Source organism: Mycoplasma sp. 1890, assembly GCF_053851615.1.
Genome location: NZ_JBSQAZ010000005.1, coordinates 23,994 through 46,092, shown reverse-complemented (window position 1 = coordinate 46,092; position 22,099 = coordinate 23,994). Strand labels below are relative to the sequence as shown.

Annotated in this window: 17 protein-coding genes and 1 tRNA gene; 9 read left to right on the top strand and 9 right to left on the bottom strand. The window is 27.9% G+C overall.

The features are described 5' to 3' along the window. A partial coding sequence (locus ACWXVO_RS01620) for a hypothetical protein (RefSeq protein WP_456002160.1) occupies positions 1-242 on the top strand: 242 nt, incomplete at its 5' end. A gap of 405 nt (positions 243-647) precedes the next feature. On the opposite strand, the gene ACWXVO_RS01615 is transcribed toward ACWXVO_RS01620, so the two are convergent. The 3 genes from ACWXVO_RS01615 to rpoE are packed head-to-tail and all read right to left on the bottom strand — an operon-like array spanning position 648 to position 3,115. Beyond that, the gene (locus ACWXVO_RS01615; RefSeq protein ID WP_456002157.1) at positions 648-1,973 is read right to left on the bottom strand and encodes a thermonuclease family protein; all 1,326 of its coding nucleotides are present in this window, start codon (positions 1,971-1,973) and stop codon (positions 648-650) included. Then, positions 1,973-2,815 carry a class II fructose-bisphosphate aldolase gene (locus tag ACWXVO_RS01610; RefSeq protein WP_456002154.1) on the bottom strand — a complete coding sequence of 281 codons (843 nt, stop codon included), beginning with the start codon at positions 2,813-2,815 and terminating at the stop codon, positions 1,973-1,975. The genes ACWXVO_RS01615 and ACWXVO_RS01610 overlap by 1 nt, the downstream gene beginning before the upstream one ends. Positions 2,816-2,845: 30 nt before the next feature. Further along, complete coding sequence (gene rpoE, locus ACWXVO_RS01605; RefSeq protein WP_438340627.1) at positions 2,846-3,115, bottom strand: DNA-directed RNA polymerase subunit delta; 270 nt, start codon at positions 3,113-3,115, stop codon at positions 2,846-2,848. Between the two features lie 336 nt (positions 3,116-3,451). Here rpoE and arcA point away from each other — a divergent pair, with 336 nt between their 5' ends. After that, entirely contained in the window at positions 3,452-4,684 is a 1,233-nt protein-coding gene (arcA, locus tag ACWXVO_RS01600) for an arginine deiminase (protein WP_438340628.1), read from the top strand. 70 nt (positions 4,685-4,754) lie between these two features. Here arcA and ACWXVO_RS01595 read toward each other — a convergent pair whose 3' ends face one another. Next, entirely contained in the window at positions 4,755-8,672 is a 3,918-nt protein-coding gene (locus tag ACWXVO_RS01595; protein WP_456002151.1) for an MAG2960 family serine endopeptidase lipoprotein, read from the bottom strand. A 447-nt stretch (positions 8,673-9,119) separates the two neighbouring features. On the opposite strand from ACWXVO_RS01595, the gene rpsB reads away from it, so the two are divergent. After that, positions 9,120-10,007 carry a 30S ribosomal protein S2 gene (gene rpsB / locus ACWXVO_RS01590; protein WP_438340630.1) on the top strand — a complete coding sequence of 296 codons (888 nt, stop codon included), beginning with the start codon at positions 9,120-9,122 and terminating at the stop codon, positions 10,005-10,007. Positions 10,008-10,036: 29 nt separating this feature from the next. Beyond that, a complete protein-coding gene (tsf, locus tag ACWXVO_RS01585) occupies positions 10,037-10,915 on the top strand; it encodes a translation elongation factor Ts (protein ID WP_444705000.1) in 879 nt (292 codons plus the stop codon). Positions 10,916-11,347: 432 nt separating this feature from the next. Here the strand turns inward: tsf and ACWXVO_RS01580 are convergent, their stop codons facing one another. Further along, complete coding sequence (locus tag ACWXVO_RS01580) at positions 11,348-11,833, bottom strand: dUTP diphosphatase (protein WP_455966455.1); 486 nt, start codon at positions 11,831-11,833, stop codon at positions 11,348-11,350. A gap of 152 nt (positions 11,834-11,985) precedes the next feature. Between ACWXVO_RS01580 and ACWXVO_RS01575 the strand changes: the two genes are divergently transcribed. From ACWXVO_RS01575 to ACWXVO_RS01555, 5 genes are all read left to right on the top strand, one after another. Then, positions 11,986-12,070: transfer RNA gene (locus tag ACWXVO_RS01575), tRNA-Leu, on the top strand. A gap of 112 nt (positions 12,071-12,182) precedes the next feature. Continuing rightward, entirely contained in the window at positions 12,183-13,019 is an 837-nt protein-coding gene (locus tag ACWXVO_RS01570) for a hypothetical protein (protein WP_438340638.1), read from the top strand. Between the two features lie 193 nt (positions 13,020-13,212). Beyond that, positions 13,213-14,391: an acetate/propionate family kinase gene (locus tag ACWXVO_RS01565; RefSeq protein ID WP_456002148.1), complete on the top strand. Its 1,179-nt coding sequence runs from the start codon at positions 13,213-13,215 to the stop codon at positions 14,389-14,391. A gap of 146 nt (positions 14,392-14,537) precedes the next feature. After that, complete coding sequence (locus ACWXVO_RS01560) at positions 14,538-16,406, top strand: ABC transporter ATP-binding protein (protein ID WP_455993917.1); 1,869 nt, start codon at positions 14,538-14,540, stop codon at positions 16,404-16,406. Further along, entirely contained in the window at positions 16,399-18,294 is a 1,896-nt protein-coding gene (locus tag ACWXVO_RS01555; protein ID WP_456002145.1) for an ABC transporter ATP-binding protein, read from the top strand. Before ACWXVO_RS01560 ends, ACWXVO_RS01555 begins: the two co-directional genes overlap by 8 nt. A 123-nt stretch (positions 18,295-18,417) precedes the next feature. Here ACWXVO_RS01555 and ACWXVO_RS01550 read toward each other — a convergent pair whose 3' ends face one another. The 4 genes from ACWXVO_RS01550 to ACWXVO_RS01535 all read right to left on the bottom strand — a co-directional run bounded on the left by ACWXVO_RS01550 (position 18,418) and on the right by ACWXVO_RS01535 (position 22,076). Beyond that, on the bottom strand, positions 18,418-19,134 hold the full coding sequence (locus ACWXVO_RS01550) for a pseudouridine synthase (protein WP_456002143.1): 717 nt from the start codon (positions 19,132-19,134) through the stop codon (positions 18,418-18,420). Next, positions 19,134-20,441, bottom strand: coding sequence for a M20/M25/M40 family metallo-hydrolase (locus ACWXVO_RS01545; protein ID WP_456002140.1), 1,308 nt, complete (start codon positions 20,439-20,441; stop codon positions 19,134-19,136). The genes ACWXVO_RS01550 and ACWXVO_RS01545 overlap by 1 nt, the downstream gene beginning before the upstream one ends. 20 nt (positions 20,442-20,461) lie before the next feature. After that, on the bottom strand, positions 20,462-21,751 hold the full coding sequence (locus tag ACWXVO_RS01540; protein ID WP_456002137.1) for an endonuclease: 1,290 nt from the start codon (positions 21,749-21,751) through the stop codon (positions 20,462-20,464). 202 nt (positions 21,752-21,953) lie between these two features. Next, positions 21,954-22,076, bottom strand: coding sequence for a hypothetical protein (locus tag ACWXVO_RS01535; RefSeq protein ID WP_438340645.1), 123 nt, complete (start codon positions 22,074-22,076; stop codon positions 21,954-21,956). Between the last annotated feature and the right edge of the window lie 23 nt (positions 22,077-22,099).

The window sequence follows — 22,099 nt, the reverse complement described above, 5'->3', positions numbered from 1 at the left end:
ATCGTTCCAACTTGTTATTTTCTTTGTGCAAATATATAAATAATAATTTTTATGGGCTAACAGAAATTGATGATAAAAATATTGACTTTTTTATTAATAACAATGCAGAAGCTTTTATATCACATTTAATAAAAAAGCCAATTAAAAACGTATGAACAATATATAGTTTTGATGTATGTTTACTAAAAATTTTGAATAATTTAAATAACTTTAAAATTGGTTATAAATGCACCATAATTTAATATTTATTTTTTAGTCCTTTTTGTTATCCAATTTATAGTGTTCGAAAATTATATATATACAAATATATATAATAATTACTTAAAAAATAGTTGTTTGTAAATAATTTTTAACAAAAATTAATAAAAAATATATTTTTTTAAACAATTTTTTTTTATAAAAAAGAACAGTGCATTAATATATCTATTAATGCAAGGGGGAGAAAAAGCACACCTGTTTAAGGTTTTTTGTGCGCCTCTCCCCCTGTACTTTAAAGTATGTGTGTGCGCTCGCGATTCACACACATTTAATTTCATACGCAAAAGAAAAAAATGTTAATGTCAAAATTTTAATTTTTTAAAAACTAATTGAAAATATAGTAAAATAATTATAGCTGACGCTAATATGCACCTTTAAATTTACAAGAACTAAATTTCCTTAATATTATCTGACCATATTCCCAATTTTTGGTATCTTGCTTCCTTTTCATTATTCTTTAATCAAAAATAAAAGTTTTCATTTTTTGTGTAATATTTGCTTCTTTTATCAAGAGATATATAAGAAACTTTGCTAAAGCCGTTTTTTATGAGTTCTTTATTGATGCAAATTATTGAACCGTCGTTTTTATAAACTAAAATTATTGCGACAATTCGACCATAAGCATCAAAGAATTTCTTATTTTCATCCTTATTTTGGTCACTAATTGTTGTTTGGGGAATTACTCAAATTTTTCTTGCTTCAAGAAGATTTCTTGTTGTAAAGTTTTTTGCAATCTTACCATATTTAAATTGTAATCCAACTGTTGGTTCAAATTTTTGCCCTACTTTTTTTCATGTTTCTGGTGTATCGATACCAGAAAACCTAAATCTAAAAGTTTTATTATTTTTTATGTTTTTTAATTCAGCAGTATCACCATCATTTATCTTAAAAGCAGATACTTCGGTGGCATTGTTTTCTCTAAAATCATTAGATAGAAGGTATTCTTTGTTATTAACATAAATAGATTTACTAGTTAGGTATATTTCTTTGTCTTTGCTATCTTCTGCACTTATATCTTTTTTATCTTGGCTATTCTCGTTGCTATCTATTTTGGAATCGTTATTAAAAATTTCATCAAGGTCACCATTATTTATTTTATTATCATTAATTTGGAAATCTTTAAATAAGAATTTTAATAACGATATTTCTTGTTCGCTTCATTGTGAAAGTTTTTTTGTATAAGTTTTTCTTATTTTTTTAGCTAAAATAATGAATTTTTTAATTATTGAGTCAAAGATTTCTGTATCAATAACCTTCTTAAAGGAAAGCAAAGATCTAATTTTTAAAAACGTTGTAGTTATTTGGCTGTGTTCTTTCTTATTTAATAGGCTATGCTTATTGAAGATAGAAATTCAAATTTCATTTATTACTTTTAATTTATTCGCTAATTTATCAATATTTATTGGTAATGCTTGATTATTTATGGGAAATTTTTTTATGTCTTCTAGAATAATTATTAGTTGCTTTAAAAAGGTTTGGTCTTTTTTTCTTGAATAGCTTTTTGAATCCTCGTTTGTAATGTCTGCAATCTCATTACATAACTTTAAATCTATGACATTTTTACTAATTGTATTTTTATATTCGGTTATTTTTCTTAATAGTTTCTGTGTATCGTTATTTTTTTCTATTGTGCATTGAACTAGCATATAGCTAACTATCGGAAGGCTAGGAGCTATTAGACTTGATAATAAAAATCTTTTTATATTTTTTTTCATTAGTATTTGGTTAATATCTCCAATGCTTTATTGTAAATAGCCATATTACTATTTTTATAAAGTTTTCTCGGATTATAGTTTTTGTTTTCCATTATATTATTGTTTTTAAGAAAGTGTTCAAGTGCCTTTGCATTCTCTATTTGTAATTCGGTATTTATATTAATTTTTGCAATACCATTTTGAATGCATTTTTTGATATCTGCATCACTAATTCCCGAACCGCCATGTAAGACAAGCGGCATTTGAAGAGCTTGATTTAGTTGATTTAGTAATTCGAAGTTTATACCTTTTCAATTTTTTGGATATTCACCATGAATATTGCCAATACCAATAGCAAGCATATCAATACCCACATTTTTAAACTCAATCGCTTCTTCAATTTTTGTATATACAATGTCACTGACGATGCCATCCTCCGTTCCTCCTATTCTTCCAATTTCACACTCAAGTGAAATATTTTTTTTCTGGCATATTTTATAAAGTTTTTTTGTTATATTGAGATTTTCAAGAAATGGTAATTTACTTCCGTCAAACATTATAGATGAAAAATTTGCATCGATTGCTTTAATACAATCGTTATATGTTCCGTGATCTAAATGAAGACAAACGGGAATTGTTATTTTTAAATCCTGTATTAAAGAATTCACGACACTATAGCAAACATTGTAACCGCCAAAATATTCAGCAGCAGATGAACTCACTCCCAAAATAATCGGTTTATTTGCATTGTTAGCAGCAAGTAAAACTTGCTTAGTTCATTCTAAATTGTTAATATTAATATGGAACACAACATTTTTGTTTTTATATGCTTTTTTTAATAATTCTTTTGCATTAACTATCATAAACAAAATAAAAAACCAAACAAAATAAGTTTAGTTTTTATAGTCAGGTCTAATTGTTGTTCATGTTCCATCGGCATTGTGAAAGAATCTTCCATCTACAGTTAGTAAACGGTATAATTCCCCGCGTTTTTTTAGTAAAATTTCTTCATCAGTACTAGTATCAATACTTTCACTTCTTCATCTTTCTAATAGAATTTTTTGTATTGAATTAAATAAATTATAGAAATCTAAATTTTGTTTTTCATTTAGAATTTCTTCAGTAATATCAAGTAATGTTTTATATTCTTTTTCTTCTGTCATATAACCTCTTTATTTACAATAAGTATATATTTTACCTTGTATTAAATATATTATAATTATAAATACTTATTATTTAAATTTATTAGGAATTTTAAAAATATGAAATGTTAAAAAAACTCTATTTTTTCAACTAATAATAAGGTCTAAAAACTTAAAAATTCCGGCATTGTCAAGTCTCAAATCTCTTATTTTATTTTATTATTTTTTATTTTTTAGTTTAAATTAGTATAAAAACCCAAAAAATAAAAGTGTAGTATAATTAATATTGTATAAATAGAGCATTTATTTGCACTTTTTTATACGCTAAATAACATCACTTATTTGAAAGGGAAACAAATGTCTGTATTTGACAGTAAATTTAAAGGAATTCACGTTTATTCAGAAATCGGAGAATTAGAATCGGTTTTAGTTCACGAACCAGGGCGTGAAATTGACTACATTACACCAGCTAGACTAGATGAATTATTATTCTCAGCTATCTTAGAAAGTCATGATGCAAGAAAAGAACACAAACAATTTGTATCAGAATTAAAAGCTAACGACATCAATGTTGTTGAACTAACTGACCTAGTTGCAGAAACATATGATTTAGCATCACAAGAAGCTAAAGACAAATTAATTGAAGAATTTTTAGAAGACTCAGAACCTGTTCTTTCAGAAGAACACAAAATGGTTGTAAGAAACTTCTTAAAATCAAAAATGTCATCAAGAGAATTAGTTGAAATTATGATGGCTGGAATCACCAAGTATGATTTAGGTATTGAAGCAGATCATGAATTAATCGTTGACCCAATGCCAAACCTATACTTTACCCGTGACCCATTTGCATCAGTTGGTAATGGTGTAACAATTCACTACATGCGTTACAAAGTTAGACAACGTGAAACATTATTCTCAAGGTTTGTATTTTCAAATCACCCTAAACTTGTAAACACACCATGATACTACGACCCATCTCTAAAATTATCAATCGAAGGTGGAGACGTATTTATCTACAACAACGAAACCTTAGTAGTTGGTGTTTCAGAAAGAACCGATTTACAAACAATAACCTTGTTAGCTAAGAATATTGTTGCTAATAAAGAATGTGAATTCAAACGTATTGTTGCAATCAATGTTCCTAAATGAACAAACTTGATGCACTTAGACACATGACTAACAATGTTGGACAAGGATAAATTCCTATACTCGCCTATTGCTAATGATGTATTTAAATTCTGAGACTATGATTTAGTAAATGGTGGAGAAGAACCACAACCAATGGAAAATGGTTTACCACTAGAACAATTATTAGAATCAATTATTAACAAAAAACCTATCTTAATTCCAATTGCTGGTGAAGGTGCTTCACAAATGGAAATTGAAAGAGAAACTCACTTTGATGGTACAAACTATCTAGCAATTAGACCAGGTGTTGTTATTGGTTATTCACGTAACGAAAAGACAAACGCTGCCTTAGAAGCTGCTGGAATCAAGGTTCTTCCATTCCATGGTAACCAATTATCATTAGGTATGGGTAATGCACGTTGCATGTCAATGCCTTTATCACGTAAAGATGTTATGTGATAGTAACTATCTAAAATTATTGAATTTTATATATTAAAAATCCTCAGCAATAAGCTGGGGATATTTTTTTGATTTAAATTTTAGGGTTTAGCTTAATAGTTTTAAGCTTATCTACTTCAAGTTTTGTTATGAAATCATGCTTTATATCACCTGAAAATTCTTTTGGATCATATTCACTTTCGCCTCTAAACAGGATAATTTGGTTACCCCTGTTTTCAGAATTGTCACTTTCGACAATATGAATAAAATTAATTCCAATTAAATTAAATCTTGAATCTATTACCATCGAACCGCTTGAACCGCTATCAAGTGATTCGTTCTTTTCATTGTTAAGATATAGTGTTGTCATCTGTTGGAGAATATTTTTAGGCATTCCGTGTTCAGATGCTTTTCCAAATGGTTTTTCATAGTTCATTCATTTATTGTCTATACTATTTCAATCTTTGTTTTCTTTTTCGTTATATCTTACCCATAAGCTATTAAAGTTATCTTTGTTATTTTTATCATTATCAACAACACGGTTTTTTGTTTCAATATAGCCACCTTGTGATCTGGCAGCATTTAATTTAATTGTTCCATTGACATCTGGAAAACCGAGCACAAAATGAGTTTGGATAGGGCTCTCGTGATTCTTTTGTTTATTTGTTTCATTACCAAAACCAATATATCAATCTTTTTCGGCTGGTGTGTCTAAAATTTCGTATAGGGTAGGAAATAGATCCCTTATATTATTTTTAGTGAATCTTAGTTTAAGAATTGCAAAATCAGCTCCGCCATTTTTAACTGTCCCAAGGCGGTTATTGACATCTGTGAGTTCATCAAAGAAATTTGTGACAGCCCGATTTGCTCTTAATCCTTTCGAGCTAAATCTTGGAGTGTAGTATATCCAATCTAAATACTGACTTTTTGTATCAGTACCCTGATGTGTGTTTAGCGATTTTTTAAAGTATTTTTGATAATCATTAATAATTTCACCATTGGTTGTGGTTTCATAGTTATGCTTATTGAAATTAAAATTAGGGTCTAGTTTTCCAACAAAGTTATTAATATTTTTTTTATCTGTATTTTTGTTGTACACAATACTTTTGTCAAAGATATGAGTTAATGATGCGACGTGGGCATTGGTTGCAACTAAAAATTCGTATTCTTCGCCACCATTTTTATTGGTTGTTATTTTATTATCAATTCTGTCTACAATTCATGCTGTCCCAGAAGTACTTGTATAGCGTTGCGAAGGACTTCCACCAAAGGGTGGTCGTACTGTATAAATACCTTTATAATTTAGTGAGAATGACCTATCATAGATGTATTGATAAAAATCATCATTTTTTCTTAGTAATGAATTGCTTGTGTTAAGTGTCAGATGTCTAAATTGTGTAGATTTAGTTTTAAATAATAATGTTATTTCGCCAGTTAAATCATTATGTTTAGCTTTTATTTCTTCAATTTCTTGATTAAAGTCTATCATTTTTTTGATTGTATCTAAGTCGATATAATAAAGAAACTGACTTAGATTAGATGGAAGATAGCCAAAAGGGTTGTTTCTTATAATTCCCTTAATTTTATTAGCAATATTCTCATCTTGCTTAATTTCGACAGAATTGTTGGGTATGGTATCAAAAGTGTCAAGGAACAAAGCTTTCATCATATGTTCTTTATTGTACCCATTAAAGAATTGACGTCATTTTTGTTCATCATTATCACCATATTCTCCATATATACCAACTTCCTTAAGATAGTTTAAAAAACCAAGATCTAGGCGATTATTTGATAAATCTAAACCGGTGTTGTTATTCGCTGTTTTTAGATAGTTTTTAAATTCTTGAAGTTTCTTTTTGTAATAAGGTGTTTGGGTGACAATAGCATTGGCATCATTGAATTTTTGTGTAGATTTATTGAATATTAAATCAAATCCTAGACTGTGCTTTGGTGAATCGGTTTTAGAATTATTAGTTGTTGAGTTTATATCGGTATTAAGTTTTTGAAGCTCATGGTTTCTAATAACCTTCTTAAATTTTTGGCTTAGATTATATAATTGTGTTTTAAATTCTTTTAGGGCATCATTTAATTCATCGATGTTATTATTGTAATCTCTTTGGCGGTCGCGATATTTTATTAAGTTTGTATATGCTATTGCAAGCTTATGGCGTTCATCGACCAATTCAGGATCATTATCTGTTTTTTCAAAGAATTCATTTACTGTTGATATTTGTTTTTGAGCTTCGGCAAGTAATGCTTGACTATCATTTATTTTTTCATAGTTAGGAGCAGGTACATCTATGCCTGGTGATGGAGTTATATCTGGCACGTTTGGAGATGGTATTTGTGGTGCTTCATTTGAATTATTATTTTGCTTGTTTATTTCATTATCAATTTTTTGTGATAACTCGCCAAAAAGATCACGATAATCATTATTTGTGAAAGAAATTTTTTCTAGTTCATTTTTTAGTTTTTCTTGTTTATTAATGTCATGAATTGAAGATATATCATTATATAGTTTTGCTTTTGATTTATAAAAATCAGTATTTTTTATATTTTTAGAAGTTTTAATTAAGGTTGATAATTTGTTTTTGATTATTATTTCAATGTTAAGAGCATTTACATACGCAATTGCTTCTTGGTTATATTCATCAAAGATACTATTGGCATCATTACTAATTTGTTCTAGCTCATCTTCAGTTATATTACCTTTTTTAATTTCATTTTGGTATTCATTATATTTAGGTGATCCATCAAGCTTTTCTATGTTTTTAGCAGTTTTGTCTAAAATTTTTTGAATTTCATTATCTAACTTTTTAATGATGTTGTCAATTTCTTTTGCATTAATATTTTGTTGGTTTAGTTGGTCTGACAACTCTTTTTTTAATGGATTTTTACTAGAAAGTCTTGAAATTAATTCTAATAATTTTTGCACATCTGGTTTCATTTGATGAGCAAGAATTTTTGCTTTAATATCTAATATTTTTTCTTCATTATCAGCACTACTTAATTCGGTTTTTAATTGCTTTTTTAAATTATCATCTTGAAAGGAATCAAGCAATATTTTTACATCAGATTTTAGCTTATTTAAGTAACTATTAACTTGATTTTTAATATTATTAAAATCGTCGACGTTTGCGTCTTTATTACTAAATTTTTGTTTTAATTCTTTGTATTTTTGCTTTGTTTTAGAAAGTTTATTAAGCAAAATTAACACTTCTTGTTTTAGAGTTGCTTTGTTTATTTCTAAATCTAGCAATTTTGAAATTTCTTCGATATTATTGTTCGTAGCTAATTTAGCTTTATTTGCTAGTTCTTCTTTATCATTGTTTGAAATATCAGATGCATTAATTTTTTCGATTAGGGCATTTATTTTATTTTCTAATAGTTGATCTTCAGTACTTATTTTTGATAGGAAATCAATAATATTTTTTTTAATTAGATTTATTTCTTCTAGTGTTTTAGCTTCACTTATTTGGATGATAAATTTTTCTTTTTTATCCTTACTTAAATCTTTTATCAAGGCATTTAGTTCTATTTTAGCTAATTCCAAACTTTTTGCTTTTTCTTGCAATATTAATTGTCTGTTAGTTTCTTCTAAAATATTTTTTAGGTTTGCAGCATTATTGTTATTTTGAAAACGATTGAGAAGATTGTTTTTTATTTCGTTGTTTTTTAATTGATTAATTTTTGATAAAACAAATGCTCTATCTTCTTCTATCTGCTTTTTTATGTTTTTTAAAATAATTTGTAGAGTAGCATAATTTTTAGGCGAATATTGTCTAAATTTAGGATCATTAATTTGTTTTAAAAAATCTCTTTTGCTATCCTCATTCACTATGTTTGCAACTAAATTTTTAGCAGCCGTGATTAAGTCTTGTGTTTCTTGCTGCTGTTTGTTGTTTTTTAAAAAAGTAGCATATCCTATTCCCACAGCAGTCCCTATAATACCTAGCATTGAAACAGTGGAAATACTTGCTATTAAAATCTTCTTCTTTTTGCTTTTTTGCATAAAAAACCTCAATATTAAATTTTTATCTTATGTAAAAGTGTTTTTATTATACCTAATTTTTACTTCTATTAAGCTAAAAAAGAAATGTATTTTTATACAAAAAAATTTTGAATTATCATAACAAAACGCCTTATTGTTGATCAAATTCAAATTTAAATTTCTATTTTTTTATATTTGTCAATCCTTTGGTATGTACTGAATCATTCACATAATTAGTCCACCATATAAATTTCAGTCTTCTAACTTATTATTTTTTTACTAAAATTGTGTTAAAATTTGAAAGTACTTTTTATAAAAGTATCGATAGATTATGAAAAAACAAAATTAATTTATCAAACACTATTGTGAATTCAATCGCATGTGCCTTTTTTGGTGTTGATTGTTAGAAACAATAGGGAGAAAAAACAAACTTATTTTTATTTATATCTTAAAAAGGAGATTAAAAAAATGACAACAGAACAAAAACAAGTTGAGCAAAAGCCAGTTGAACAAAAAACTGCAGTATCTAGCGAACCCGTTATTGTTTCAAGAGAAAAATTATTAGAAGCAGGAACATATTTTGGTCATAGAGTAAGCCGTTGAAATCCAAAGATGAAACAATACATATATGGAAAAAGATCGGGTATACATATTATCGATATTGCTAAAACTCAAAAAACTTTAGAATATGCATACAAACTATTAAATAAAATGGCTCAAAAACCAATCTCATTTATTTGAGTTGGTACTAAAAAACAAGCTAAATCTGCTATTGAAGCAGCAGCAGCAAGAACTAATTCAGTTTATGTTACTGAACGTTGATTGGGCGGAACTTTAACAAATTCGCAAACAATTTTTAAGAGCGTTAAGGAACTTGACAGATTAGAAGCTTTGCAAAAAAATGGATATCAAGGATATACTAAAAAAGAAGGTCTTCTAAATGATAAGAAGATTGCTAAGTTGCAAAAGAACCTTGGTGGTATTAGAAAACTAGCTAACAAAGCGCAGATGCCACAAGTTATGATTGTTGCTTCACCTGTTGAAGATGAAATTGCTATTAGAGAAGCAAAGAGAAAAGGTTTAAAAGTTTTTGCAATTCATGATACAAATTCAAATCCAGATTTAGTAGATTTTGTTATTCCAGCAAACGATGACTCGGCAAAATCATTAACTTTAATTATTACAATTTTAGCTGATGCTATCGCTTCTGCTAGAGGTGGTTCTCAATTATTTGCTTATAAAACTAATGAGGAAATTGTTTTACCAGAAGATCCTAGAACAAGCGAAATGAGAGAAATGAGAGAAAGAAGATTTAATAAACCAGTAGAATCTTCGAAAACACCTGAGGAAAAATAAATTATCTCAAAGTATAAGAAAGGGTATATATGTCAATCGATTTAAATAAAATTAAAGAATTAAGAGAAAGAACGAATTTAGGATTTTTAGATGTTAAAAAAGCGCTTGAGGCTAATGACAATGATGTTGAAAAATCAATCGACTGATTACAAGAAAGGGGAATTTTAAAGGCTGCTAAAAAAGCTGGAAGAATCGCAGCCGAAGGTATCGTTAGAGCTGTTGTTAAAGATAACGTTGCAGTTATATTTGAACTTAATTCTGAAACAGATTTTGTTTCTAAAAATGAATTATTTATTGAATTAGCAAATAAAATCGGTGAATCATTGTTGGTAAATGATTTTACCAGTGATGAAGAATTACAGGCAATTAAAATTGATGGTGTTTCAATCGAGGATCAAACCAGTTTATTAACAGCAAAAATTGGTGAAAAAATAACATTAAGAAGAGCGCTAAAATATGTTGCTAAGGAAGGCGAAATTGTGGCCGGCTATACTCATGCTAATAATAGAGTGGCAACGATTATTATGGGTAAGGGTATGAATGCTGAAGCATTAAGAAATGTATCGATGCATATCGCTGCCCTTAACCCATCTTATTTAACAGAACAATGTTTGTGTCCAGTTGAGTTAAAGGGTATTCATGATATGTTGGATGCATCACCTGCTCTAGCAAATAAGCCTGAAAAGATTCAACAATCTATTAAGGAAGGTTTACTAAGAAAACAATTAAACGAAAAAGGTGTTTTATTATATCAACCCTTCGTAATGGAAGATACTAAAACTGTTGGACAATATCTAAATGATTCTCACTTGACTTTAGTTAGTGCTAAGAGATATGAGGTTGGGGAAGGAATAGAAAAGAAAACAGTTGACTTTGCCGCAGAAGTTGCCGAACAAATGGCTAAATAATAATTAAGATTAACTACCAAATTATGTGGTAGTTTTTTTATGCTAATTTAAAACTAGAAAGACAATCTATGATCAATTCTTTGAGTTCTTTTATAAACTTAGGTTTATTATTTTTAGATAAACGCATTTTGGAGGACTTTAACACCTTATTTTTTATCTTTAGCATTACGCTTGAGAACTAATTAATTAAATACAGAAGTTAAAGAACTTTTTTGTTGCATGTCTAAGTTAGCTTAATATAATTTAGCCTAAATTTTAGGAATATTTAAATATTGTTTTTGTGATTCAAAAATAAATGAATTAATTAAGTTAGAATCATTTTATAAATTTATATTTAGGTTAACAATGTGATGTAATTTGAGTATTTTTTGTAAAAAAAATATGGCTAGTTATGTAAAACTAACTATATTTTTTAATTGTCACTTTCCTTTATTAATATCTATTTTTGATTCTTTGATAATTCTTTTTATTTTTAGCAAGATATGAATTAACAATATCCTCTTCTTGAATATCAACCAATAAGCCTAAACCTAAATAAGCCTCATATGCCTTTAAGACCTTATTTTTGTCTTTGGTATTTAAAAGTTCGGTAAAAAGTTTGTATGTATATGCCAATTGAAGTGTAAAATTTTTGTGCTTAATGTAGGGTTTGATAATTGGACTTATACCTTTTGGATATGCAATACTAGTTATAAAATGAATTCCATCAGCAAACTCCTCTAGCATCTTTTCGCGATCTATAACTTTATTTTTTTTTCAATATTTGAAGGCCTTAACTTCGTTGGCAAATTCTCCCAATTCAACTAATAGAGCAATAACAATTTTTGTATCAAAAAAACGAAAATCCTTTTTTGAAATGGTTTCAGAAAAAGCCTTATCCAGGTCAATTTGCAACATAAAAATTTCTTTTAAATCCATAGCAATAATTATTATATTCCCAATCATAAAAATAAAAACTTTTTATTTATCAATTAGTTAATTTTACATTTTAAAATTAAAAAGAAATAATTATGATTTTTTATTTTTAACATTATTTTAAAAATATAATTTATAATTATTAATGCTTTTATGCTCCAGTGGCGGAATGGCAGACGCAGTTGACTCAAAATCAACCGGTTAAGAGCCGTGCTGGTTCAAGTCCAGTCTGGAGCACCATATAAATAATTTACCTTTCACAAATGTAGATACAGAATACTTATAATACAAATATAAGTATTTTTTTATTATAATTTATCTTAATAAATAATAAAATACCAAAGGTGGTTTAATGAATAACAGAAAACAAGAATTAAGAAAGTTAAAACGGCTTGATTTACATTCAAGTTGATATTCGATATTAACCATTGCTGTCATTATCATTGTATGAGCCTTAATTATTTATATGGTTACCATATTTGAAAATAAATATTCAAGTGATAGCACTTTTAAAATATTTAACGATATTACTGTTAGCATTATTGCTGGTTTAATTTCGGGAATATTATCAATATTGCTAGCTTTTATTTTTCTTGATTTAATTAAAAGAGCTAAGATAAAGGATTATTATTCATATTACTGTTATCTAAAGTCAATGGCTAATAAATCAAAATTTGTTTTTTTAAAGGACCCTAGAATTCCCTTTGCCTTGTATTCCAAGAAAGAACAAGAATTGACTAAAAATGATATTATTTTGATTACCGCTGAAATATTGGGATATTCACATGAATCGCCTCATTTTAAGAACTTGGAAAAAGAAATAGAAACAGACTTTGCTATGCATTCATTTATGACTCCTGACTTTATAAAGCAAAAAAAGATTGCAATTTTGAGAATACTTATGTTTGATATTTTGATTCCATTGGCTATAATGAGTATTTTGATTGCTTCCGTTATTATCTTTTATAATAGACATCATGAAGAAAAAAACATCCCATTATCAGCAATATCAAGAATGCTAATTATAATTATTTCTAATGTTTTTTCGCTAGCTATTTCGACAACTATATATGAATTTTATATTTTAAAACAAGTCAAAAATTATCAAACCTTTAATGATTTTTATCTGCTATCGTTTAATAATTTTGGGTATAAATTCTTAAATTCATCGATTGTTAGAAATTATTAAATAATCATATATTTTACAAATTGTTATTAAAAAAAGTTTAACTAGCTTTTCAGTTAGTTAAACTTTTTTAAGCTTCTGAAATCTATACTTAAAATCTTTAAAAAAATAATTAGAGCTAAATAATTATAAATAATATAGTTTTATATCTAGTCTTTATAATATAATTTAAAAAACATATTTAGGAGTATATTTTATGAAAAAAATATTAGTTATAAATGCAGGATCTAGTTCTATTAAATGAACATTGTTTAATGAGAAATTGGTTGTTGAGGCTAAGGGAATTGCTCAACGCATTAAGTTGAAACAAGGTATTCTTACATTGAAATATAAGGAAATTAATAAAGATTTTGAAATACCTCTTCCTACGTTTTTAGAGGCTGTCAAACAATTGGTAAAACAGTGAAAAGAATTCAATATCATAAAGGATTTTAATGATATTGAAAAAGTTGCATTTCGTATTGTGAATGGTGGTCCAAAATTGCAAAAAACAACCCTTATCGATGAAGAGAAAATCGAAATTTTAAAGCAATCAATAGATTTGGCACCAGTTCACAACCCTGGCGCAATTGAAGCAATTGAAGCATTCAAAACTTTATTACCTTCTGCAAAAATGTCAATGCATTTTGATACTACATTTCATCAAACCATGCCTAGGATCTCGTATTCATATCCTATAAATAAGGATTTAGCAAAGGAATTAAATATTAGAAAGTATGGATTTCATGGATTAAATCACAATTATATTACTTTAAAGTGCCAAGAAATTTTAAATAAAAAAGACGTTAACATAGTTAGTTTGCATATCGGAAATGGTGCAAGTTTATGCGCTGTGCAAAATAGTCAGTCAATTGATACGAGTATGGGTTTTACACCGCTTGCTGGTATTATGATGGGGACTAGATCAGGAGATTTTGATCCATCAATTATCCCATTCATTCTAAAGCACAAGGATATTAGTGTTGAAGAACTATTTAAATTATTCAATGAGCAGTCTGGTATGTTGGGCGTTTCTGGTATTTCATCTGATCTAAGGGATATTCAAAAGGCCAAGATAACTAATTCAGATGCGCAATTTGCTCTCGATTTATATACTCAAAGAATTGCCGATTATTTAATTACCTATTTAAATAGAATTACAGAAAAAGTTGATGCTATAGTATTTACTGCAGGCGTTGGCGAAAATGACGATTATATAAGAAGTGAAGTTATAAAAAAAATAAATATTGTTAATCTTTCACTAGATAATAAGAAGAATCAATGCCGAGAATTTAGTGATTATAAGATTATTTCTGATGCATCAAGCGCTATTCCTATTTATGTAATTCGTGCCGAGGAAGAACAATTCATTGCAAATGAAGCAATAAATTTATAGTTTTAAAGTAGCCTTATAAAGCTACTTTTTTTCTAGGTATTGCAATGATTTTGAAACAATAAGCAATCATGATTAATTAATATATAATTAATAAAGATATTAAATTTTAATTAAAGGAGTTAATGTTGCTTCGATTATTTAGATACATGGACCATAAGTATAAAATTTTATCAATTATAACCATTTTGCTAACATTACTTCAAGTTATCTGTTTTTTATTTGTGCCGATTTTCATTGGAAATTTATCCAATTTAATCGCACAAAATTCATTTTTACAATTGCATAAGGACCAAACAAGTATATTAGATTATTCTAAAATCAATATTCTTAGGTTGTTTACAATTGAAGGAACACTCTCTTATTCTATAAAGTGGTTTACCTCATATTTTGCTCTTGTGTTATTAATTGGAACAATAGTAACCTTATTAGGGTCTATGCTTGCTTCATATATTTCGACAGGTGCTGCAAAACATATTCGAAAGTCATTATGACAGCATTTAACAATTCTTTCGGAAAAAGATATTGAGTTTTTTAGTCATTCAAAAATTTTAACAAGGTTTACTATCGATATATCTAGGATACAAATTGGAATTTCCTCTGGTTTAAGATTAAGCATTATCGGCCCTTGCAATTTAATTTTTGGGTTAGTTTTTGCTTTGCTAACTGATCTGAATCTTTCGATTACATTAGGTGCTTTTGTTCCTGCATTATTTGTTATTATGGCAATAGCAGGAATGTCTTCTATGAGATTATTTCCAAAGGAACAAAAAGCATATGATGAAATTAATAATGAAGCAAGAGAAAGTATTTTAGGTGTAAGAGTTATTAAATCATATAATCTTGAAAATGTTCAATTAGATAAGTTTCAAAATAGTAATAAAAACTGGTCGAACGTAGCTAAAAAATCTTGAATTATTTATCATATTACTTTTTCATTTATTAATTTGTTTGCAAATATTGTGACTTCATGTATATTATTAGCCACTGGCTTTATTATTAGATCAAGAATTAACCAAGGTTCTTATGGTGTGATAACTGATCTGAAAGTTTTTAAGGATTTTAGCGATGTATTATCCTTATATAAAACAAAGATATCTAATGCTACAACATTTATAAATTATGTAATGTTTATTACTATTGGGGTAGTTATGTCTTCATTTGCGGTATTTTTAATTTCTCGTGGAAATGTTTCATCAAAAAGAGTTATTGAAATCTTAAAAAAAGAAGCAGATATAGATTTTATAAAATCTAATAAAGTTATTACTAAAGGTGAAATTGAATTAAAAAATGTTTCATTTAAGTATCATGAAGAATCCGAAAATTTTGTTATAAAAGATATTAATTTAAAAATAAATCCAGGTGAAAAAATCGGAATAATAGGGCCGACCGGATCAGGCAAGACAACGCTTGCTAGATTACTTAGCCATGAATTTAAAACTATCCACGGAAGCATTAGCATTGATGGCAATGATATTAATGAAATTGATACAACTTCTTTGCGAAAAAATATTTCATTTGTTTATCAAAAACCAATTTTGCTTTCTGGAACTATTAAGTCTAATTTATTAATGGCAAATAACAAAGCTACACAAGAAGATTTAGAATATTTTGCAAAATTAGCATTTGCTTATGATTTTATAAATGCATACAATGATGGATTTGAGCATGAGGTTCTTAAAAATGGATCAAATTTGTCAGGAGGACAAAAACAGAGAATTTCAATAGCTCAAGGCCTTTTAAAGCAACCAAAGATTTTGATATTAGATGATGCAACATCTGCTCTTGATACTAAAACTGAGAAAATGGTTAAGGATAATATTGATATGCATTTTTCTTCAAGAAAAATTGTAACTATTATTATTACACAAAAAATATCATCAATTATTGATGCTGACCGAATACTGGTAATGGAAAATGGTTTGATAAGCGATATCGGGACGCATAAAGAGTTATTAAAAACTTCGAAGCTATACCTAGAAATAGCAAAAACACAGTTAGGAGGTTTAGATGTATAATTTGGATCCTCTTAAGGTGGATGATAAGCAACAAAGTTTAACAAAAACCCAAAAAAAGAATATTCAAAAGCAAAGAAGAAAAATAAAAAGAGACGCCTTCAAAAGATTAATTTGGTATTTGAATTATAGAAAAGGAAATCTTTTTTGGATAATTGTCTTTTCAGTTTTTTCGGCCTTATGTTTAACTACCGGTACTTTCTTTTTAGGATATTTTATTGATAATTTTTTATCTTCTTCATTTCTTGTTGGCGAAATAAAATCTTTAGTACCAGAATATGTTGATAATTTTAATATTTCAAGCTTTGTGTGACATTTTGTTTTACTTATATTAATATTTGTTTTTCAGCAAATTTTTTCGTTAATTTCAAATGTTTTATCAGTTAGAGCCTCAATTTTGTCATGTTTAATTATGCGAGAAGATGCTTATAAGGCAATTATGAAAATGCCTGTTTCATTTTTTGACTCAGTTAAGACTGGCGAATTAATGTCTATACTAACTAGTGATATTGATAATATAAATAATGGTATGACTGGAAGCCTTAATACTATTATTATAACTTTTACAACAATCATTTCATCCTTCGGATTTATGTTTTACTATTCTGCTTATTTAACTCTAATTACTCTATTTTTAATGCCTTTAATGCTTTGCTTTGTTTTTATTGTTTTAAAGAAGGCTAATCCACAATTTAGAAAGCAACAATCACGTGTTGCTTCATTAAATGGGTTCATTGAAGAAAATCTTGCTGCACATCATTTAATTAGATCACTTGATTTTACTAAACAAATTGAAGACGAATTTATTATTAAAAATAATAAATTATATAGTTCATCTCTTAAGGCTAATCTATATATTGGTTTAATGTGACCTCTTGGCAATGCCGTTATTAATATATTGCAATTAATTATCGTTGTAATTGCTTCTGCATTTACGGTTGCAAATATTGGCACAGGCTCTAATTCTAATTTTACGCCTGGGGTTATTATTACATTTGTTTTATACATAAGAGTTATGGCTAATAGTATTGTTCGTGTTTTTGAGAATCTTTCGTCTATTCAAATGGCGCTAGTTTCAGCAGTTAGAGTAATGAATTTGGCTACATTCAAACCACTTGTTGATGAAACCAAATTGAGGTCAATTAATTATACAAAAGGAAATGTTTCATTTATGAATGTTGATTTTTCCTATACAAATGATGTTAATAATCTTCAATTAAAAAATGCTTCATTTATGGCAAAAAAAGGACAAGTATTTGCTATTGTCGGCCCTACTGGCGCTGGTAAAACTACGATTATAAATCTTTTAAGTAAGTTTTATTTACCGCTATCTGGTAACATTGAAATTGATGGAAATAATTCGCGCGATATTAAAGAACAAAGTTGAAGACAACAAATATCGATTGTTTTGCAAGATACATTTTTATTTAAAACCACAATTATGCAAAATCTTCGTTATGCTAATCCAAATGCTACTGATGATGAAATAAAGGAAGCTGCAAAAATTTCGCACGCAGATGAGTTTATAATGCGATTAGGAAATGGATATGAAGAAATTATTGAAGAAGGTGGTGCTAATTTATCGCAAGGTGAAAGACAATTAATTGCTATAACACGAGCAATCATTGCTAATCGAAATATTTTAATTCTTGATGAGGCAACTTCTAATATTGATACGAGAACCGAAAAAATAATTCAAAAAGCAATGATGAAATTAATGAAGGGTAAAACCTCGTTTATTATTGCTCATAGACTTTCGACTATTTTGAGCGCAGATAAAATTTTGGTTGTTAATAATGGCGAAATTGTTGAATCGGGTACTCATAAGGAATTATTAGCTAAAAAAGGTTTATATGAAAAAATGTATAATTCATCATTTAGGGAAGACTAGCACCTATTTGTTTGCTAACTAATAAAGCCATTTTTCATGGAGCTAAATTAAAAAATCTGGTTTAAATCCAGATTTTTTTGTTAAAGCAATAATCTTTGTTATATCTTTTGAAAAAACCTAATTTTATTTTTTAAAAGTTTTACAATTCTCTAAAATTTTGCTAATTTCATCTTGACGTATTTCTCTGATTTCGCCCAAATTCAAATTATTATCTAATTTTAGTGTGCCTATTGATACTCTTTTTAGGTAGGTTATTTTATAACCAAAAAAATTTAGCATTTCCTTAACTTGATGAAATTTACCTTCATAAATAGTTATATAGGCAGATTTAGAGTCTATAAAGATAAACTCATATCTTTCTACATGATAATTATTTGCAATGATAATTGGTTTGGGATAGTGATTTTTTATTTTGTCATCAAAAGGTTTATTAGTCTGGAAATAATATGTTTTAGGTATTTCGAATTTTGAGTTCATAATTTGGTGGCCTAAAAAACCATCATTACTTATTATTAATAATCCCTCTGTGTCTTTGTCAAGTCTACCATATGAAAAAAATTTATTGGGATCAAGGTCAATAATTTCGAAAATTGTTTTACTTTTTTTATCAAAATTTGCCGTTATGTATCCTGATGGTTTGTTGAAAACAAAATATTGTTTTTCTTTATATTCAACTAGCTTACCATCAATCATAATTGTATCATTATTAATATCAACACAAATTGGCTTAAGGATTGATTTATTATTTATTAGAACCCTTTTAGCTTTTATTATTTTTTTGCATTCATTTCTTGAAATGTTAAGATATCAAGAAATGATTTTTTCTATTCTTATTTTCATTATATTTCATCTTGTATTCTATTTAGAGCATTAATGTAAATTTCGAGCGATTTTTTTATTTCTTTGAATGTGAAGCATTCGTTTGGTCCATGCATTAAATGCATATATTTTGTTGAACCAAAAGCTACACAATTATTAACTATACGTGCGTAGGTCCCTCCACCAATTGCTAATGGTAGCTCTTTGGTATTCATTGCTTCATTATATGTTTGCATTAGTAATTTTATTAATTTGCTTTCTGGTGACATAAACATAGAATTTTTAGTTCCAACTACTTCAAAATGTACATCTGAAAAATTGCATGAAAGGTATTTTTTTATAGAATTTGTAACCTCTTCAACAGAATGGGTTGCCGGGACTCGCAAATCAAAAGTTATGATATGTTTGTCAGAGGTTGTTTTGATAATACCAAGATTAGCACTAAGGCTACCCGAGAAATCATCATAGTCTGGAAAAATATTTTTTAATCTAAAATCACGAGTTTCTAAATTTTCACTAATAAATTTTATTAGATTATATCTTAACAATTGGGGATGTTTTTCTTTTAGTTCTAGGATTGACTTGATAATAGCATTATCACCTTTTTCTGGCGTTGAACCATGACCACCCTTCCCTAGTACACTGTGTAGTTCTCCGTTGTATATATATTCAGTTTTGTCTGGTATTTGATTTACAACATTTCCAGCATTTATTTCAAGATTATCAATTTTATTAAAAATAAAACTAACTTGATATATAAGTTTTTCGGCAAAAATAAGTGGCCATTCTCCGTCAGGAGTATATGAAACATATGGATGGCCAAAGTCTGCAAGATAAAATTTCATTGATTTCATAGTTGTCTCTTCGGAAATCCCAAAGATAATTCGAATAGACCATTCATCATTGACTAGACCATTGTCTTTGAGATATTTCATTGCATACATGTTAATGATTGCAGGACCCTTATCATCAAGACTACCTCTACAAATTATTTCATTATCAGTGATTACTGGAACAAAGGCGCTAGTTTTTCATTGCTTTTCATCGCCAGCAGGAACAACATCCAAGTGAGCTAAAATACCTAGAATTTTTGCCCCATTACCAATTTGTGCATATCCATATCGATTGTGTGGATCTTTATATGTTTCAAAGCCAAAAGAATCAGCTAATTTTAAGGCATAGTTTAAGGCATTATCAGCGTTTATACCAAATGGGTATTTTCCTTCTTGCTCTATACTGATGGAAGGGATTTCGCATAAGCTTGCAATGTTTTTGATCATTTTATCAAACGCTTCTTTTTCTTGCTTAAATTGAATATATTTTTTCATTTTAAATCCTTAAAATAAGATTAATTTTTAACTAATTTTATAGCAATTCCTTTGTTTTGAAAGACGTAATTATCGTCATGTTCAAAATAGACCTTTATTAATTCAGGATAGTCAGTAAATGGGTTACGATTTCTTTGATGTTTATAAACACCATTGTTTCTATCGATATCAAATTGTGAAATTCCATCTAATTTATTTCATTTTAAATAAGTTTCTAAATATTTTTGTTTTATTTGATTTATGCCATTTTCTTCAAAAAATACTCTTTGTGCGGAGTGGTTGTTTGTAATATTTTTGTCTCTATAGGTTAACACAAAATAGAAGAAAACTCTTGCTATATCACCTTTAAATTCATCTATTACTTCAAAAACCTGCTCTCCATCTTCTTTTCCAATTCCTAACTTTGAACCATTGCTTGAAACTATTTTTCCATTTTGAGTTTCTCCATATGGTAAATTACCATGGATAGCATTGACTTTTTTATCTGACGGTCAAACATGGTGGGCATCATTTCTCATTGGCCCTTGTTTTGCAAATCAGGATTGTGCAATGATATGTTCACGATTCATACCTTGCCCCTCTTTATTTCCGATGTCACGATATTTGCCAAATTCAAAGTTGTATTTGTCTTTTCCTCCAATTATTTCCGTATATAGATCTAAAACTGTGCCATCTTTTTCATAATACTTATCAACAAATGCATCAACATAAGTATTGTGCAACTTTGCATAAGCAGCTCTACCGACACCCGTTTTGTCTCGGTTTTGTAGTTGAATCATAAAAAGTTTGTCTCTTAATTCTTGTCCACTTAATCCATTTAGTGATTCATAAAATTTATTCGAGTTATCATATTGGATGTGAAATCCATTATTTGTGGTTGGGGCAGCACCATTTCTTGCCAAGGTGTTATTATCTTGTTCTTGTTGTCTATTATCTTTCTCTTTCTTATCGGGAGTAATAGGATTATTCTCGCTTCCTGTTTCTGATTTTTTATCATTTGGATTTGCTGAAGGACTTATTTCCCTTAGAGTTTCATTATTTAATATTTCAATTTCCTTAATTAATGAATCAAAGTTTTTAGAGTTTTCCTTGCTTTCTATAATCTCTAGCTTGTTTCATAGTTTATTTAATTTTTCATTATCTTTTATTTTAAGGATGTTTTTTAGAAGTTCTTCTTTTTTATTTAGATATTTTTTTTCATTTTCAGAAGTTTGTGTTTGCGTTGAACATGAGGACAAAATCAAAAATGTTGTTGGTAACGTTAGCGTTGTTAAATAAATCATTATGTTTTTTGAATAAGTTTTTTTCATATTAATAATTTCCTTAGAATAAATTGGTTAACATTTTAATTATAATACTATTTAATTTTTAGCGTTTTTATAATACTCTAATATGCCTTAAAAGAAGGTTAATACTCACGACATAGAAGTTGTGTTATTTTATATTAATAGCAATGTTCTTAAAATTAAAAAAACACACCACAGTGTGCTTAAAAGGTTACAAAATATATTATTATTGTGATTTTGCTTCAGCTTTTCTTGCTTCTCTTCTTAGGTCGCGGGCTCTTTCTTTAGCTAATTTGTGAGCTCTTTTTTCAGCTTTAACCTTATTTGCTAATCTAACGTCTTTTCTCATCGCATTTCCTTTCAATATTTGCT